The 15310-nt window shown below is 62.3% G+C and carries 20 protein-coding genes; 7 read left to right on the top strand and 13 right to left on the bottom strand.

Features of this window, described 5'->3' with window-relative positions; translation table 11 throughout:
- Positions 1–32: 32 nt before the first annotated feature.
- Together thrB and thrC are read right to left on the bottom strand one after the other, a co-directional pair.
- Positions 33–971: a homoserine kinase gene (gene thrB / locus ACOFKT_RS09355; RefSeq protein ID WP_419803722.1), complete on the bottom strand. Its 939-nt coding sequence runs from the start codon at positions 969–971 to the stop codon at positions 33–35.
- The gene (thrC, locus tag ACOFKT_RS09360) at positions 968–2323 is read right to left on the bottom strand and encodes a threonine synthase (RefSeq protein ID WP_419803723.1); all 1356 of its coding nucleotides are present in this window, start codon (positions 2321–2323) and stop codon (positions 968–970) included. The genes thrB and thrC overlap by 4 nt, the downstream gene beginning before the upstream one ends.
- Between thrC and modA the strand changes: the two genes are divergently transcribed.
- The 3 genes from modA to ACOFKT_RS09375 all read left to right on the top strand — a co-directional run bounded on the left by modA (position 2308) and on the right by ACOFKT_RS09375 (position 4737).
- Complete coding sequence (gene modA, locus ACOFKT_RS09365) at positions 2308–3180, top strand: molybdate ABC transporter substrate-binding protein (RefSeq protein WP_419803724.1); 873 nt, start codon at positions 2308–2310, stop codon at positions 3178–3180. The two genes, thrC and modA, sit on opposite strands and share 16 nt — an antisense overlap.
- 47 nt (positions 3181–3227) lie before the next feature.
- The gene (modB, locus tag ACOFKT_RS09370) at positions 3228–3890 is read left to right on the top strand and encodes a molybdate ABC transporter permease subunit (RefSeq protein ID WP_419803725.1); all 663 of its coding nucleotides are present in this window, start codon (positions 3228–3230) and stop codon (positions 3888–3890) included.
- A gap of 124 nt (positions 3891–4014) precedes the next feature.
- The gene (locus ACOFKT_RS09375) at positions 4015–4737 is read left to right on the top strand and encodes an ATP-binding cassette domain-containing protein (protein ID WP_419803726.1); all 723 of its coding nucleotides are present in this window, start codon (positions 4015–4017) and stop codon (positions 4735–4737) included.
- Here the strand turns inward: ACOFKT_RS09375 and ACOFKT_RS09380 are convergent.
- Positions 4734–5864: a UDP-N-acetylmuramate dehydrogenase gene (locus tag ACOFKT_RS09380; protein ID WP_419803727.1), complete on the bottom strand. Its 1131-nt coding sequence runs from the start codon at positions 5862–5864 to the stop codon at positions 4734–4736. The genes ACOFKT_RS09375 and ACOFKT_RS09380 overlap by 4 nt on opposite strands.
- 70 nt (positions 5865–5934) lie before the next feature.
- On the opposite strand from ACOFKT_RS09380, the gene ACOFKT_RS09385 reads away from it, so the two are divergent.
- The 3 genes from ACOFKT_RS09385 to ACOFKT_RS09395 all read left to right on the top strand — a co-directional run bounded on the left by ACOFKT_RS09385 (position 5935) and on the right by ACOFKT_RS09395 (position 8562).
- Complete coding sequence (locus ACOFKT_RS09385) at positions 5935–6360, top strand: BrxA/BrxB family bacilliredoxin (protein WP_419803728.1); 426 nt, start codon at positions 5935–5937, stop codon at positions 6358–6360.
- 148 nt (positions 6361–6508) lie between these two features.
- A complete protein-coding gene (locus ACOFKT_RS09390; RefSeq protein WP_419803729.1) occupies positions 6509–6724 on the top strand; it encodes a helix-turn-helix domain-containing protein in 216 nt (71 codons plus the stop codon).
- A 56-nt stretch (positions 6725–6780) separates the two neighbouring features.
- Entirely contained in the window at positions 6781–8562 is a 1782-nt protein-coding gene (locus ACOFKT_RS09395; RefSeq protein ID WP_419803730.1) for a DUF885 domain-containing protein, read from the top strand.
- Between the two features lie 236 nt (positions 8563–8798).
- Here the strand turns inward: ACOFKT_RS09395 and recO are convergent, their stop codons facing one another.
- The 9 genes from recO to ACOFKT_RS09440 all read right to left on the bottom strand — a co-directional run bounded on the left by recO (position 8799) and on the right by ACOFKT_RS09440 (position 13852).
- Entirely contained in the window at positions 8799–9557 is a 759-nt protein-coding gene (gene recO, locus ACOFKT_RS09400; protein WP_419803731.1) for a DNA repair protein RecO, read from the bottom strand.
- Positions 9547–9933, bottom strand: a complete 387-nt coding sequence (locus ACOFKT_RS09405; RefSeq protein ID WP_419803732.1) for a type II toxin-antitoxin system VapC family toxin — start codon at positions 9931–9933, stop codon at positions 9547–9549. Before ACOFKT_RS09405 ends, recO begins: the two co-directional genes overlap by 11 nt.
- A gap of 5 nt (positions 9934–9938) precedes the next feature.
- Positions 9939–10373: a type II toxin-antitoxin system Phd/YefM family antitoxin gene (locus ACOFKT_RS09410; RefSeq protein ID WP_419803733.1), complete on the bottom strand. Its 435-nt coding sequence runs from the start codon at positions 10371–10373 to the stop codon at positions 9939–9941.
- On the bottom strand, positions 10328–10588 hold the full coding sequence (locus ACOFKT_RS09415) for a 4Fe-4S dicluster domain-containing protein (protein WP_419803734.1): 261 nt from the start codon (positions 10586–10588) through the stop codon (positions 10328–10330). The genes ACOFKT_RS09410 and ACOFKT_RS09415 overlap by 46 nt, the downstream gene beginning before the upstream one ends.
- Before the next feature lie 120 nt (positions 10589–10708).
- Positions 10709–11626 carry an inositol monophosphatase family protein gene (locus ACOFKT_RS09420; RefSeq protein ID WP_419803735.1) on the bottom strand — a complete coding sequence of 306 codons (918 nt, stop codon included), beginning with the start codon at positions 11624–11626 and terminating at the stop codon, positions 10709–10711.
- 16 nt (positions 11627–11642) lie between these two features.
- Positions 11643–12626: a VWA domain-containing protein gene (locus ACOFKT_RS09425; RefSeq protein WP_419803736.1), complete on the bottom strand. Its 984-nt coding sequence runs from the start codon at positions 12624–12626 to the stop codon at positions 11643–11645.
- Positions 12627–12657: 31 nt separating this feature from the next.
- Positions 12658–13119, bottom strand: a complete 462-nt coding sequence (locus ACOFKT_RS09430) for a molybdenum cofactor biosynthesis protein MoaE (RefSeq protein ID WP_419803737.1) — start codon at positions 13117–13119, stop codon at positions 12658–12660.
- Positions 13104–13379, bottom strand: coding sequence for a MoaD/ThiS family protein (locus tag ACOFKT_RS09435; protein WP_419803738.1), 276 nt, complete (start codon positions 13377–13379; stop codon positions 13104–13106). The genes ACOFKT_RS09430 and ACOFKT_RS09435 overlap by 16 nt, the downstream gene beginning before the upstream one ends.
- 143 nt (positions 13380–13522) lie before the next feature.
- Positions 13523–13852: a hypothetical protein gene (locus ACOFKT_RS09440; RefSeq protein WP_419803739.1), complete on the bottom strand. Its 330-nt coding sequence runs from the start codon at positions 13850–13852 to the stop codon at positions 13523–13525.
- A 234-nt stretch (positions 13853–14086) separates the two neighbouring features.
- Here ACOFKT_RS09440 and ACOFKT_RS09445 point away from each other — a divergent pair, with 234 nt between their 5' ends.
- A complete protein-coding gene (locus tag ACOFKT_RS09445) occupies positions 14087–14704 on the top strand; it encodes a PEP-CTERM sorting domain-containing protein (RefSeq protein WP_419803740.1) in 618 nt (205 codons plus the stop codon).
- A gap of 122 nt (positions 14705–14826) precedes the next feature.
- On the opposite strand, the gene ACOFKT_RS09450 is transcribed toward ACOFKT_RS09445, so the two are convergent.
- Positions 14827–15255 carry a DUF6321 domain-containing protein gene (locus ACOFKT_RS09450; protein ID WP_419803741.1) on the bottom strand — a complete coding sequence of 143 codons (429 nt, stop codon included), beginning with the start codon at positions 15253–15255 and terminating at the stop codon, positions 14827–14829.
- Between the last annotated feature and the right edge of the window lie 55 nt (positions 15256–15310).

Raw genomic sequence — 15310 nt, forward strand, 5'->3', positions numbered from 1 at the left:
GTCTTATGTCTACACCTTTCCGGGGATGCTGCTCACCCCAGTTGGGCAGCTTCGGCGATCTGTGTCCACAGAAGTTCCACATTTTCCTGTGTATCTTGCAATGCCTGCAGCACCAGTGCTTCCACGGATTGCCGCTCGGCTGCGCAGTCGACGACCAGCAGCACGGACGGACCAGCTCCCGAAAGCGCGGTACCGAGTAAGGCTCCGCTGCCAGCAAGTGGAAGCAGTTTGGGCAGAAGCGGACACGCCAACTGACGGTACGGCTGGTGCATGCGGTCCTGCATCGCCCTGCGCAGAAGGAACTCGTCTCCAGTGGCGAACGCAGCCGTCAACAACGCTACATTCTGCACGTTCGCGACGGCGTCCTGGCGCAAGTACGTTTCCGGCAGCAACGCGCGGGCGGCCTCCGTCGAGAGCGACGCGTCCGGCAGGACCAGCAGCAGTTGCCAGGGCTTCGGCGGCTGCAGCGTGATGGCATGCACCTCACCGTCGCGCATCGCAGAGGCGGTGAAGCCGCCCAGAACGCAGGCCGCAACGTTGTCCGGGTGCCCTTCGCGCCGCGATGCCTCCGCCAGCACGCGTTGCGCATTCCACCCTAACTCGCCGAAGTGATTCGCCAGCGCCACCCCAGCCACCAGCGCCGCAGCGGACGATCCACATCCCATTCCAAGCGGAATTTCGTTGTGGACGTGCATCGCCAAGACGGGAACACTTTTGCGGTTGTCTTCCAGCACCTCGCGAAATGTCGCGAGTACCAGATTGTCGTCTGCGTTCTGGATTTTCGCCGCGTCGCGCCCCGTTACGTTCAGGCTCGGCGTCGCATCCAGGGCCGCCGTCACGTGCAGGTGGAAATTCATTGCTAACCCGAGGGCGTCGAAACCCGGCCCCAGATTTGCCGAGGTTGCCGGAAGCCGTAGCCGCACTGATTCCCTATGTGGACCTGCCGCCCGGCCCGCATTGTGGGCGCTCACGCCCGTGCCATCTCGGCTTCCAGCGCGCGCAGCACCACAGACTCATTCGCCTCCAGCACCAGCGGCGGCTTGCGGTATGGGTCCGCCTCTGCCATGCCGGTCGCCAGCAGGTCCTTGTGGAAGTCGATGGTGTACTCCGGATCCTTTAAGGTATGTCCGGTCAGCAGCAGCACGACGCGCTCGCTTAACTGGATGCGCCCGGCCGCGACCAGCTTTTTCGCCCCGGCCAGGGTCACTGCCGACGCTGGTTCGCAGCCAATGCCCTCCGCACCGATCTGCGCCTTCGCCAAGGCAATCTCCTGCTCGGAAACCGACTCGCACCAGCCACCCGTCGCTTCGATCACGCGGGCTGCCTTGCGCCAGCTCGCCGGGTTGCCGATGCGGATTGCCGTCGCCCGCGTGTCCGCTGTCACCGGCCGCAACATCTTCTCGGCGTTCGTAAACCACTGAAAGAGCGGGTTCGCGCCTTCCGCCTGGATCACCGAAATCTTCGGCACCCGAGAGATGAATCCCAGGTGTTTCAGCTCACTGAAGCCCTTGCCCAGGGCCGATCCATTGGCCAGGTTTCCGCCCGGCACGATCACGTGGTCCGGCACCTGCCAGTCCAGCTGCTCGCAAATCTCAATGGCCGGCGTCTTCTGGCCTTCCAGCCGGTACGGGTTCACTGAATTCAGCAAATAGATTGGGTTTCGGCGGACCAGCTCGGCCAGCATCTGCACGCAGCCGTCGAAGTCCGTCTTTAACTGCACCGTCAGCGCGCCGTAATCCATCGACTGCGACAGCTTGCCCCAAGCGATCTTGCCTTCCGGAATGAATACGATGGATCGTAAGCCGGCCCGCGCGGCGTACGCCGCCATCGCAGCACTGGTATTGCCGGTGCTGGCACAGGCGACCCATTGGTAGCCCCGCTCCGCTGCGACCGATAACGCGGCGGTCATCCCGGTGTCCTTGAACGACCCGGTCGGGTTCAGCCCCTGGTGCTTCGCCAAAAGGAAGTCCAGGCCCAGCAGCTTGCCGCAGCGCGGCAAATCGTACAGCGGCGTGTTGCCCTCGCGCAGCGTGATCGCGTGCGCGTCGTCCTGCAGAATCGGCAGGAGCTCGCGGTACCGCCACACGCCGGACTGGTCGATCGGCAGCGTGGAATCCCGGCGCTCCGCCCACAGGTGGCGGAGCGCCGAGGCATTCGGAAGATTGCGAGGGAACATCCCCGGCCTGTCGCCGGTTTCGCTCCACGGGTACTCGACCTCGTAGAGCTCGCGCGTCTCGGGATCGCGAAAGTCGCTGGCGATCTCCTCCGGCGCGATGCGCGCGTCGTTTCCAATGCATCTGAGCTGGTGTGATCGGATCGGCATCGTCCCCCCTAGCCTACCCCACTCGCCCGCGCTGGACGTGGATCAGCAGAGCCGCGCGTGCGCTGCTTTCTCTTGTTCTGGTTGTCCTTGCGCTGGTGCTCACTTCCAACCTGCAGGCGCAGGTAGATCCCGCCGCACACGCCGACAGCAAGGCCGCCCCGGTCGAACTTACCGTCTTCGCGGCCGCCGACATGCAACCTGTATTGGAGGTTTTAACCCCGTATTTTGAGCGACGTACGGGCATCAAGCTCAAGGTCAGCTTCGGGTCTTCTGCCGTACTCAGCGAGCAGGTCGTGAATGGTGCCCCCGCCGACATTTTCCTCTCCGCTGACTTCACCTTTGCCGAACGCGTCGTTGCTGCCGGCAAAGCGGACTCCATCAATCCGACGCCCTATGCCAAGGGCACGCTCGTGCTGTGGGAGCGCAAAGACGGCCCGTTCCAGCCGTTAAGCCTGGACACCCTGCAGCGCAAAGACCTGAGAAGTGTCGCGATTGCCAACCCCGACCATGCTCCGTACGGACGTGCCGCCCTGGCCGCCATCAAAAAGCTCAAGTATTTCCCAAATGTTCAGCCTCACCTCGTGCAGGCTGAATCCGTGGGGCAGGCCGCCCAGTTCGCCCTGAGCGGCAACGCACAGCTCGCGCTCATGTCCCAGACCATCGCGATGAGTGGCAAGTACAAGCAGGCGGGAACGTTTGTACTGTTCCCCGCGGTTACCTACCTCGAAATCCGGCAGTGCGCCGTTGTACTCCAGAACGCCAGGCACCGCAAAGAGGCACATGTCTTCCTCAATTACCTGACGAGCGACGAAATCCAGCAACATCTGCCGGAGCTGGGGCTGCAGCCGGTTCCGTAAACCCTGCGAGTCAGGTCATCTAAAATCGTAGCCGGAGGCGCGCCGCATTGTTCGACTCGCAGGCACTGTGGCTTACGGTCAAGCTGGCCTCTGTCACGACCGCGCTTCTGCTTTTGCTGGCGTTACCGCTTTCGTACTGCATTGTGTTTCCGCGTACAAGGCTGCGTGTTCTGCTGGAAGCCGCGATCGCGCTGCCGCTGGTGCTGCCGCCGACCCTGCTCGGCTATTACCTTCTGGTCGGTCTGGGCCCACTCACCGCGGCCGGCCGAACCCTGACCCGCCTGCTCGGGCATACCCTGGCGTTCTCGTTCAGCGGGCTTGTGGTGGGCTCGGTCGTGTACAGCCTGCCTTTTGCCGTGCAACCCTTGGTCGCTGGCCTACGGTCCGTCGATCGCCGCTACCTGGATGTGGCGGCAACGCTGGGCACGTCGCCCGTGAGATCGTTTTTTCGGGTGGCGTTACCGCTCACCCGCCCCGCACTGCTCACCTCGGCCGTGCTCACCTTCGCTCACACGATCGGCGAGTTTGGCGTCGTGCTCATGCTGGGCGGCAACATACCCGGCCAGACGCGCACGCTCTCCATCGTGCTTTACGACCTGGCCGAGAACGGCGAATTTGACGCCGCCAACCGCATCGCTTTTACGCTACTGACCATTTCCACTGCCGCGCTCGTCCTGCTCTACCTGCGCCCAACCCGCCGCGCATCGTAACTTCAGAAAGCCAGGCCCGATGGAAAGCCGCCCGCGTCTACCGTCCTTCAACGCCGAAAATGCCGTACGCACACGCCCACGGCCCGCGGATTGTCCCGGCCGGACCGGGCGGGAGCTCTAGCCGGTGCCCGACGCATCTCCCGCGCCCTGGTTGCGCTTCTCCTGCGACGAGCGGATCGGTGGCCACCATGCCCGTCACGCGTTCACATTGCCACAACCCTGGACCGCAATTTTCGGCGCCTCGGGTTCCGGGAAGACCACGTTGCTACGCCTGCTGGCCGGCCTCATCCCACAACGAACAGGCATCTGCCAGGTAAACGGCCGCGAGTTGCGCAACCTGCCCGCACACCGCAGGCACGTCACGCTCGTTGACCAGTCGGCAAGCGTGTTCCCGCACCTTTCTGTCCGGGAGAATGTCGTGTTCGCAGCCCGTCCTTCCGGCTCCGCCAGTCACGATGCCGTGGACGCCGCGCTGCACCGGTTCAAGCTGGACCACGTGGCGGGTGTTGGCTCGTATTTGATCTCAGGCGGCGAGGCGAGGCGGGTCGTTCTTGCGCGCGCCATCCTTGCGCAACCGCAGGTTTTGCTGCTGGATGAGAGCTTCTCCGGTGCCGACCGCGACCTGCGGCAGCAACTGCGCAGCATCCTTCTGCAGACGCAGGCAGACCGGCACAACGCGGGCGATCCCATGCCGATCGTCAGCGTGACGCACGACGTGAGCGAGGTGTTCGCAACAGCGGGTGAGGTGCTTCGCATCCGCGATGGTCAAATTTTCGCGCAAGGCGCACCTGCGGCGGTGCTGCAGGAGGAACGGATTGGCTTGCTCAACGAACTCGGCGCGATCTAACCGACGTTCACCGGCTCCTGCTCCAGTTCAATCCCAAACCGCGCCCGAACGCCGTTCACAATGCGCTCGCGCAGCGCCGCTATATCCCGCTGCGCCGCGTCGCCGCGATTTACCAGCGCCAGCGTGTGCTTCGACGAAATACCGGCGCGACCCAGCACCGTGCCGCGCACAAACCCGGCGTGCTCCAGCAGCCACGCTGCCGGCAGCTTAATGCAGCCTTCCCCCGCCGGCCAGTGCGGCACCTGGTTCACATGCAAGCCGCTCACCTGCGCGACGCGCTCCAGAGACTCCTGCGGCACAATCGGGTTGCGAAAGAACGATCCCGCCGACCGAGAGTCCGGGTCCGCCGCATCCACCACCATGCCTTTGCCGCGGCGAATGCCACGCACCGCCTCCGCAACCTCCGCCAGCGTTGGACGCGCCGGCTCTGGAAAGATCCGCTTCAGGTCGGCATACGAGAGGTTCGGCTGGCTGCCCGGCGTGCCGGATCGCTTCATCGCAAACGTAACCCGCGTGACGATGTAGCGCCCACGTTCCGCCGCATTTAGCAGGCTCGTCCGGTATCCAAACCGAAGGTCCGCACGGGTCAGCTCCACGAACCGCAGGTCTCGCATATCCAAACATCGTACCGAAACCAGGGTTTGCGCTACTTCCTGCCCATACGCTCCCACGTTTTGCACGGGCGTTCCACCCACGCTGCCCGGGATGCCCGCCAGGCACTCCATTCCCTGTAGGTTCTCTTCCACCGTGAACTGCACCAGTTCATCCCAGCTCTCACCGGCTGCAGCGGTCACGTACACGGACTCGTTCGGCCGCTCGACGGACGTGTGTACCCCCCTAAGCGCAACGTGCAGCACCAGCCCCGGAAAGCCGTTGTCGCTCACCAAGAGGTTGCTACCGCCGCCCAGCACAAACAGCGGCACGTGACGGTCTCGCGCAAACTGCACCGCCGCCGCGATTTCCGCCTCCGTTGTCGCGGTGATGAACCAGCGCGCCGGCCCGCCAATGCCCAGCGTCGTGTACGGCGCCAGCGGAACGTTCTCCCGCACATCCAGCGCCGCTTCCGCCCCTGTGTGCTGCTCCGCGACAGCCTGCAAACCCATGCCATCAAGGCTATCAGCGCGCACCGTTCCGGCTCGCCGCGCGTCCATTTAGTATCGAGATACGCGGCCCGACGTTCCGGCCAGAGGAGATGCAATGTACCCAGAGATCATGGTGATCCCGATGCGCGAGGAGCTGACCCGCGCCGGCATTCAGGAGGCCCGCTCGGGCGCAGAGGTCGATTCCGCAATTGCGGAGGCTGGCACGACCATGGTCGTGGTCAACAGCGTCTGCGGCTGCGCAGCGGGCAAGATGCGCCCTGGTGTTCGCATGGCGCTGCAGCACACCCAAAAGCCCGACCGCGCCATTACCGTATTCGCCGGCCAGGACCGCGAGGCGACGGACAAGGCGCGCGGCCACTTCGGCGGCCACCCGCCCACATCACCGGCCATTGCGATCTTCCGCGACGGTCAGTTGGTCTACCTGATGCAGCGCTCCGCCATTGAAACCAGCAACGCGCCCGCCATCGCCCAGGAACTGGCGCGCGCCTTTGACGTGTACTGCGCGAAAGCAACGGCGTAGGCGACCGTGGCAGCGGCCTGTCCGGTTCCGGACCGGTGCAGAGCGTTGCGATCCAAAGCGGCCTGGGCGAACTGTCCAGGCCGTTTTATTTTGGAATACCTGCCTGCCCCGCACTGAACCACTCGCCCGCCCTGCCGATAAGCGGGGTGTGACACAGACCTTCGGAACGCAACCACTCTCACCACCGGCACGCATCGACCTCAGAAACTGGCGGCTCGATGTGATCGTTCGCAGGCACGTGGAACTTGTGCTGCAACGGTGCCAAGGCAACAAACTGCGCACGGCGGAGATGCTGGGAATCAGCCGCTCCACGCTGTATCGCATGCTCGATGCATACAGCGTCATGTTCCTGCCCCAACCGTGACTGCTACGGCGCAGCGCTTCAGAAACTGAAGGCGCTGCGTCGTACACTCACCTGTGATGAAGCACACACTGACTCTTCTGGCGCTCGGCGCTACCCTTCTCGCCCCTGCCATGGCGCACACCCAGGTGGACTCCGCCGCAACGCGCTCGGCACAGCTCACGAAACTCTTTGAAAGCTACTGGCAGGACGAGCTAAAGCAGTCGCCTGAGTTGGCCACCAGCATTGGCGACAAGCGCTATAACGACCGGTGGAGCGATTACACCGGCGCCGCCGCCAATAGTTGGCTCGCCCGTGAACGTGAAACTCTGAACCGCCTCGCCGCCTTTGACACCACCGGTTTGACCTCCCAGGAAAAACTCTCCGTCGATCTGCTCGTCCGTAGCCTGATTGACGACCAGGAAGGTGCCCGCTTCAAGGAGTGGCAGATGCCTGTGAACCAGTTCAACGGCCCGCAGACCGGCCTGCCACAGACCATCGACGTGATGCCGTTTGATGACGTGCACGACTACGACAACCTCATCGCGCGACTGAATGCCATCCCACAGGTTTTCGCGCAGGTGCAGGAATCCATGTCGCTCGGTGCGGATGCAAAACGCACACCGCCGCGCCTCATCATGGACCAGGTCGTCAAGGAGGTACAGGCTGTCGCCGGCGCCAAGCCCGAGGACACGCCGTTCCTCGCGCCGCTCAAGCACTTCCCGGCCGGCATCTCCGCCGAAGACCGCAAGCGCATTACCAAGGACGCGACCGACGCCTGGACGCAACAGGTGCAGCCCGCCTACACACGCTTCGGCAAATTCCTGACCGCGCAATACATCCCGGCATGCCGCACCGAGCCTGGCGCGTCGGCACTGCCTGACGGCGACGCGTACTACGCCTTCCGCGTCCGCCAAAGCACCACGCTGAAGCTCACGCCGGACCAGATTCATCAGATCGGCCTGAACGAAGTGAAGCGCGACGAATCCGAAATGCTCACTATCGCCAAGAAGCTCGGCTTCAGCGATTTGAAGAGCTTTAATGCAAGCCTGAAGACCAACCCGAAACTGCACGCCACCTCACCCGAACAGCTTCTGAACGTGTACAAGGGCTACATCGCCGGTATGCAGGCCAAGTTGCCGCAGCTTTTTGGCACATTGCCGAAGGCGCCGCTTGAGGTGGTTAAGGTGCCCGACTACATGGCCGCGCAGCAGTCGCAGGCTTACTACGAAGAGGGCACGCCCGACGGCAAGCGCCCCGGCCGCGTTTATGTGAATACGTACCACTTCGCCGACCGCGGTTTGGAGAACGCCGAGGCTGTCAGCTACCACGAGGGCGTTCCGGGTCATCATCTGCAGATCAGCATCGCCCAGGAGCTGACCGGCCTGCCCGAGTTCCGCAAGCACAACTACTACACGGCCTACACCGAGGGCTGGGGCCTTTACAGCGAGCGTCTGGGGAAGGATGTCGGCTTCTACCAGGATCCGTACAGCGACTATGGCCGCCTGGAAGCCGACATCTGGCGCGCCATTCGCCTGGTCGTCGATACCGGCGTCCATTCCAAGCACTGGACCCGCGAGCAAATGGTCGATTTCTTCCACGACCACTCGGGCATCGACGAAACCAACATCCAGAGCGAAACCGACCGCTACATCGCCTGGCCCGCGCAAGCCCTGGGCTACAAGATGGGCCAGCTTAAGTTTATTGAACTCCGCGAACGCGCCCGCACGAAGCTGGGTGCTAAGTTCAAGCTGAGCGATTACCACGACCTCGTCATCGACTCCGGCGCGCTGCCCATGGACGTCCTTGAACAACGCGTCGACGCCTGGATCGCCGCAGGTGGGGGCAAGCCGCAAAGCTGATCCTTTGTGGAAGCAGCGAGGGCTCTGAAGCCCAGAACGCTGTGGGATGATTAGGGTTTCAGAGAGTGTCTGATGCAATTTTGTTCATGCGCACAACGCATAGGGAGTGCCGGCACAAATGCAGGTTTCTCCGCTGCGCACACGCAAAAAGCGCGCGTGCTCCGGTCGAAATGACAAGGTTTCAGTCGTACCGTGATTCGTCAGACACTACCCAACCTGGAGAACGCCTTAACAACCTATAACTTCGCCAGCATCCGCAAGCTCTGCAGCCGCTCTTCCAAATGCCGCTCCAGCGTCGATCCCGCAAATCGCCGCAAGTCCGCTGCCCGCCCCCGCGGCCATGCCTGGCCCTCGAACGCCATAATTGGCTGGCGAAACATCTCCTCCGCCAGCCGGCACGACTCCGCACTCAACGGCACACTCCCCTGCGGCCGCGCCTGCGCTGCAAACAATCCTTCGCGCACCGGTGTGAAGTACGCGTCGTGTCCCCGCAGCGGCGCCCCACTCACCGCGCATCGCGACAGGTCCGGCATCCACCCCAGCAGCCGGTTGATCCACAGCAGAAAGTAAGTCGCCGGCAGAAACACATTGTCGCCCCGCATACGTTTTGCCACTGCCAAGGCCAGGCGGTACACGTCATCTTCCGGTGCGCGATCCGGCAGTGCCGCCTCCAGCACCTCGGCCACCAGCGCCAGCCCCGTCGCCCGCGCGAAGTCCACCGGCTCCCGCATGGGCGACCAAAGAATTTCCAACTGATCCAGCCGCACAATGTCCTGCTTCGGCTTTTCCGCCCAGGTCGCGCGCACCTCGGTCATCGGCTCCAGCGCGCCGCCGAACCGCCGCCGCGACCGCATTGCATGCCGCGCCACACCGCGCACCACACCCTGCTCGCGCGTAAAGAACGAGACAAGCAGGTCGGCTTCCGCAAACGGCCACGTGCGCAGCAAGATTGCTTCGGATTGGTGAATGGCAGCCAATGCGCAACTACAGAGCAATGACCGACACGGGATATCGTTGGAGCGTCGAATCTGCTGTGAGCAGCGTTAGACCCTCGACACGGGACTGTGCAACCAGCATGCGATCAAACGGATCACGATGGATGTTGGGTAGCTCAGCAAGAGCGAGAATGTGAGCTACGCTGATAGGCAATTCCTTCCACCCGCTTCGACGTAGCTCCGCATAGAGTTCACGCATATCCACGTAAAAGTCTGGTCGCTTCAGCGAACTCTTGATCGCAATCTCACGAAGGCTCTCCAGGCTGAAATAAACTTCTGAGTTGAGACTATCGAGCAGGCTCCTGCCTGCAGGCGAGAGACGCGCGTCGCCTTGGGCCAGCCAGACAAGTACATGCGTATCTGCAAGGATCCGCATCGTCGCTAATCTTCGCTCGAGCTCTCTCGCGAAAACTTGTTCGGGTTACCGTAGAACATCTCTTCGATCTCTGCGGCAAAAGGCGTCTTAATGTCGTCTGGCACGACCATCTTGCCTTTCAGAAAACCGAAGCCCTCAGTCCGGCGTCGAGCCATGACCTCCGCTGATTCCTTCGGCGCTGGTTCCGGTACAAGACGTGCGATCGGCTGCCCCCCGCGCTCCAGCACAAAAGTCTCGCCTTCTTCGACACGGCTCAAGAGATATGCCATGTCGACACCCTGCACATCTATCACCTGCATGCCTCGCACTCCCTGCGCCAGTGTACGGCCTTGCTCACCAGAAACAAACAGAAACGCGCAGCCAAAGCTGCGCGCTTTCTCGAACTTACTCGAATCTATCGCCCGAAATGCGCCGAGTTCTTTTCCGTAAACTCCGCCCACTTGTCCGGCAGATCGTCCGCCGCGTAGATCGCCGAAACCGGGCACACCGGAACGCAAGCGCCGCAGTCGATGCACTCTACGGGATCGATAAACAGCTGGTCCGCCGTCTCGTTGCCGTCCTCACCCTTCTTGGGATGGATGCAGTCCACCGGGCAGGCATCGGCGCATGCCGTGTCCTTGGTGCCGATGCAGGGTTCTGCGATTACATATGCCATGGTGCGGTCGTGTTCCTTTCAAGCCCGAAAAGTTCTAAGAGTTCGATGATACCAGTTATGGAAACCCGGCCGTTGCGAACGTAGTCTTCAAACGCACGCCGAATCACGCAGCTGCTGCCATCACTTTTGCGCTTCCGCTTCCCGCCGCTCTCGGAACTGCTTTGGCGTCGGAATCGGTGTCATCTCCTCACCCGCAAACATCTTCCGAAACACCTCGCGGAACTCGCCGCCAATGTGCCCGTTCGTTGCCAGCACCTCGTGCGAATTCAACGCGAACTTCGACCCGTCAAACCGTGTGATCTCCCCGCCCGCCTCCTCCACCAGCAGCATGCCGGCCGCCGTATCCCACGGGTTCAGGTTGAACTCCCAGAAGCCGTCGAGCCGTCCGCACGCCACATATGCCAGGTCGACCGCGGCCGCACCCGCCCGCCGCAAACCATGCGTGCGCAGCGTCAGTTCATGGTAGAAGTGGATGTTTGGCGACTCGTGCCGCTTGCGCGACGGAAACCCTGTCGCCAGCAGCGCCCCTTGCAACTGTCTGCATGCGGATGAGTGAATGCGCTTTCCGTTCAGCCAAGCACCCTTGCCGCGCTCCGCGTGGAACAGTTCATCCCGAAGCGGCTCATAGATCACCGCCGCAACCATCTCGCCATCCTGATCGTCCCGCAGCCCCGGCGTTCGTTGCTCCAAACCCATCGAAACCGCGAAGTACGGAAACCCGTGCGCGAAGTTCGTCGTGCCGTCCAGCGGGTCCACATACCACCGGTACTCCGCGCCCAGCCGCTCGCGCGCACCCTCCTCGCCGAACACGCCGTGGTCCGGGAACTGCACCCGCAGGTGCTCCGTGATCAGCTTCTCGCTGGCGCGATCCGCCTCCGTCACAATGTCCACGTCACCTTTGAACTCGGTGGCGACGCCCTTCTCGTAGTAGCGCTTCAGCAGCGCGCCCGCCTCCCGTGCAATCTGCGAAGCAGGCGTGGCGAACGGGAACTGGCTTGGATCGTAATAGCTCATCGCAGTCAGGATACCCCGGTCCATGACAGCGGCTCACCGGCTACCGCGCGTCCGCGTAATACCCCGTCCGGTATCGCAGATGCGCACTCGCCTTCACCGCGGCATCGGTCAGCGACACGTCGATGCGCCGGAAGCTGGTGTCCTTGCCGCGACGCGGAGCATAGTACCCCAGCAAATACTGCGTGCGCAGCGCATCCGACAGGTGCGCAAACGCCGTTTTAAGATCTTCGCGATCCGTCACATAAAAATATTTGCCACCCGTGTCGTTCGCCATCTGAATCAGCGCATGCTCGCCGGCCACATCACGCCCTGCATCCGCCAGGATCGGCACGATGATAATCGGATAGATGGCCGCACCCGCGCGCTGTGCCTGCTCGATCGCTTTGCTGTAGCTCATCTCGCGCTTGATGGGGTTGTCCCCGCCGTCCGTCACCAGCACCAGGATTCGCCGCCGCTCGGCATCAGGCTTCGCCTGCCCCAGCCGCTCACTCGCCACATAGATCGCGTTGTACAGCGCCGTATCGTCGCCCTTGCTCAGGTGATTCAAGCCCTGCTCGATGCGCTTCGGATCATTCGTAAAGGACACCAGTTCTTCGCTCTCGTCACTGAATCCGATCAGTCCCATTTCGTCCTGCTCACGCAGAATGTCGCGGGCAAACTGCTTCGCCGCTTCCTTTTCCGTCTTCATCTGCGACAGCACCGAACCTGACGTGTCCACCGCCATCTCAATGGAAAGCGGCGTCGCCGATTCACGCTCAAACAGCGCGATCTTCTGCAGCTTGCCGTCTTCCCGCACAATGAAATCGCTTTGCTGCAAGTCAGGAACCGCCACGCCATGCGCATCGGTCACGTTCACCGGCACGTTGATCAGCCGCGTTTCCACGCGGTAAATCGGCACGCCGGTTTGCGAGCTGCCCTGCGTGGCCGGCGCCTGCGATGCCTGTTGCGGCGCTACGGGCGGCACCACGGACGGCGCCAATGTCAGCGCAAGCATTGCTGCGGCGGAAACACTCCAGTGACTCAACGAAAAGCTCCATCCCCTTGGACGGAAAACTCTAGCGATCGGTGTCTACTGCGGTACGGCCCAAAGCGACCTCTGCCGGAAACGGCTCGCCCGGCGCCCACACCGCGCCATCCATGAAGATCTCCTTTTTCCAGATGGGCACCTGCTTTTTCAGCGTGTCGATCAGCCACCGGCACGCGTCAAATGTAACGCCACGATGCGCGGACGCAACCGCGATCAGAACGCTCGTTTCGCCCACTTGGAGGCGTCCCAGCCGATGCACCATCGCAACATCGCGCACACCAAAGCGCGTCACCGCCTCGGTTGCCAGGGCGCGCATCTGCTCCAACGCCATCGCGTCATAGGCCGAGTAGTCCAGGTACAGCGTCGCCCGGCCCTTCGTGTTATTCCGCACGATACCGTCGAACACGGTGACCGCGCCGTCCTCGCCGGCCTTCAGTGCCGCGAGGATCGCCTTGCTGTCGATCTCCGCATGTGTCAGCGCCACGTGCATGCAGTACCTCCAGCCACCAACCCACCACTCACGGGTGGCAACAGCGCCACCTCATCCCCGTCGCTGAGCGCAATATCGGCAGCGGCATACTGCTGGTTCACGGCAACCGCAACGGATTGCCACAGTTCCTGCAACTCCGGCGAAACCGCGCGATAGTAGCGCAAGAGGTCGGCGACGGTGCGCCCAGGAAATTGCTCCAACTCCTCAGCCAAGCCAAAGCGATCGCGCAAAACACCAAAGAACAGCACACGAAGCCGCATACTCCCAGCATAGCGGCTAAGCACGGGTGCCGGGTTCGCGCGGTGGAGCGCACAATACACTAATACCGGGCCACGCATTTGACCAAAGCAAGCGGTCCGCCGATAGGGCCGGCCCGTCGCCAGTTCGTCTTGCGCGAGAGCGATTAGAAGATTTTCTTCAGGCCCTTGCCGGTACCCTTTACCACTTTCCCGCTGCCCTTGGCCGCACCCACGCCCACATCCTTGCCGGCCTTCGCTCCGCCCTTGCCTACGTCCCCTGCGGCGTTCAGCGGATGCAGCGTCGCAGCTTGGCCGACGCCCTTGCCGACACCGCCTGCAGCGGCACCCGCACCCTTGCCGACGCCACCTGCGGCAGTGCCCGCACCCGCCACCGGCGCCTTCGCCACATCACCCGCGCCTTGTACCACCTGCGCCTGCGCCGCAAGCGAAAACACACTCAACGCCGCAATCCAAACATAGTTTTGAACTCGCATTTCCCATGCACCTCAATCGATTCAGATGCAGCCAACACAGGACTGAGCCTAACCGCGCGGCGACGCATCCGCATGCAATCTGCTGTCCATCCCACCTGCAGTCTATCGGCTACACCGAAAGTTGTATTCCTCTTTCCTGTCGCATGCTTTACTGGGACCGTTCGGAATAGCTCATTTTTCTGTGCCGTTCCGCAACGCTCGGAACACAATCCCCCTTACGGTCAAAAAACAAAAATGAGCAAGATTGCAGCATCCCTTCTCTTCCTGAGTCTTGGCGCGGCTTCTGCCTCCATCGCCAAAGCTGACGCGATTCCCTACCCAACTCCCGGCCATGCCGCACCTGAAGTACCCACCTTTGCCAGCAGCAATGGCGGCGTGAACATCTACTTTTATGGCAGTACCGCTGCCTTCACCGACACCATTCAGGTCTACGACATTCAGACCAAGTACCTGAGCGGCCAGGTGCTCAATAACAAGACCACGCCCAATGGAACCGAGGTCACGGTGGGTAGCGGTCCTGGCGAGATCAACATGGGCGATCAGTTGGTGTTCTACATCAACTCTCCGGATGGCCTCTTCGCGAATATCGCGAGCTACAGTGATGATGGGGTCAACCATGGGTATGAAACGGCCTACACCGGCGGCGTATCCGGTATTCCCAGCGGCCTTTTTGTCGGCCTTGAGGACCTCAGGAATGGCGGCGATTTCAACTACAACGACGACACTTTCGTCTTCACCGGCGTCAGCGCTCCTTCCATTGCGGCAACACCCGAGCCAGGCTCTCTGGCGCTGCTCGGAACCGGCACCCTGTCCCTGCTGGGAATGGCACGCCGCCGGTTTCTGCGCGCGTAACAATGGCGGCAAGTTCGCCCTTGTAGCAAAATCAAAAAGCGGACAGCCCACAAGCTGTCCGCCTTTTTATTTCGTTCTTGGATACTTGCGACTGCCGAAATAGAACACTCCACCAAAGGTTCTCAGCGCGCACTCTTCTTCGCCGCATTTTTCTTCGCTGCGGAAGCCTTCGCAGGCGCCTTCTTCGCTGCGCTTTTCTTACTCGCGCCTTGCTTACTCGCGCCTTGCTTCTCCTGCGCGGCGTGATACTTCGACAGCAGCTGGTGGCCCTTCGCCGCCAGCATATGCGCCTCACTGATGGACTTCGGCACCTTCTCGCCCCACGCATGCGCGCTTAGCGCCAGCCGCGTCGGCTCTCCTTTGGGATCAATCATCGGCCCACGCGGATGCGTAAACGTGCGCACCAGAAACGATCCCTTGCGCAGCATCTTCTCCGGCGTGTCCGCCTTGCCCGTCACGCCCGGCTTCAGGTGCGAGCCGTCGCGCTTTGCGAAAAAATCGCGCCCTGCCTTCGTCAATCCGCCCTGCGGGTTGCGTCCTTCCTTCGGCATGCTCGTCGGCGCACCTTTTGCAGCCGTCTTATGCGCTGCCCTTAGCGAGCTCTTG

Source organism: Terriglobus sp., assembly GCF_965201105.1.
Classification (GTDB): domain Bacteria; phylum Acidobacteriota; class Terriglobia; order Terriglobales; family Acidobacteriaceae; genus Terriglobus.

What these genes read in the sequence shown, in the direction of transcription:
- thrC (WP_419803723.1), bottom strand. Translation starts at nt 2,323, where the DNA reads ATGCCGATCCGATCACACCAGCTCAGATGCATTGGAAACGACGCGCGC.
- ACOFKT_RS09385 (WP_419803728.1), top strand. Translation starts at nt 5,935, where the DNA reads ATGTACCCAGAGATCATGGTGATCCCGATGCGCGAGGAGCTGACCCGC.
- ACOFKT_RS09395 (WP_419803730.1), top strand. Translation starts at nt 6,781, where the DNA reads ATGAAGCACACACTGACTCTTCTGGCGCTCGGCGCTACCCTTCTCGCC.
- ACOFKT_RS09405 (WP_419803732.1), bottom strand. Translation starts at nt 9,933, where the DNA reads ATGCGGATCCTTGCAGATACGCATGTACTTGTCTGGCTGGCCCAAGGC.
- ACOFKT_RS09415 (WP_419803734.1), bottom strand. Translation starts at nt 10,588, where the DNA reads ATGGCATATGTAATCGCAGAACCCTGCATCGGCACCAAGGACACGGCA.
- ACOFKT_RS09420 (WP_419803735.1), bottom strand. Translation starts at nt 11,626, where the DNA reads ATGGACCGGGGTATCCTGACTGCGATGAGCTATTACGATCCAAGCCAG.
- ACOFKT_RS09430 (WP_419803737.1), bottom strand. Translation starts at nt 13,119, where the DNA reads ATGCACGTGGCGCTGACACATGCGGAGATCGACAGCAAGGCGATCCTC.
- ACOFKT_RS09435 (WP_419803738.1), bottom strand. Translation starts at nt 13,379, where the DNA reads ATGCGGCTTCGTGTGCTGTTCTTTGGTGTTTTGCGCGATCGCTTTGGC.
- ACOFKT_RS09440 (WP_419803739.1), bottom strand. Translation starts at nt 13,852, where the DNA reads ATGCGAGTTCAAAACTATGTTTGGATTGCGGCGTTGAGTGTGTTTTCG.
- ACOFKT_RS09445 (WP_419803740.1), top strand. Translation starts at nt 14,087, where the DNA reads ATGAGCAAGATTGCAGCATCCCTTCTCTTCCTGAGTCTTGGCGCGGCT.
- ACOFKT_RS09450 (WP_419803741.1), bottom strand. Translation starts at nt 15,255, where the DNA reads ATGCCGAAGGAAGGACGCAACCCGCAGGGCGGATTGACGAAGGCAGGG.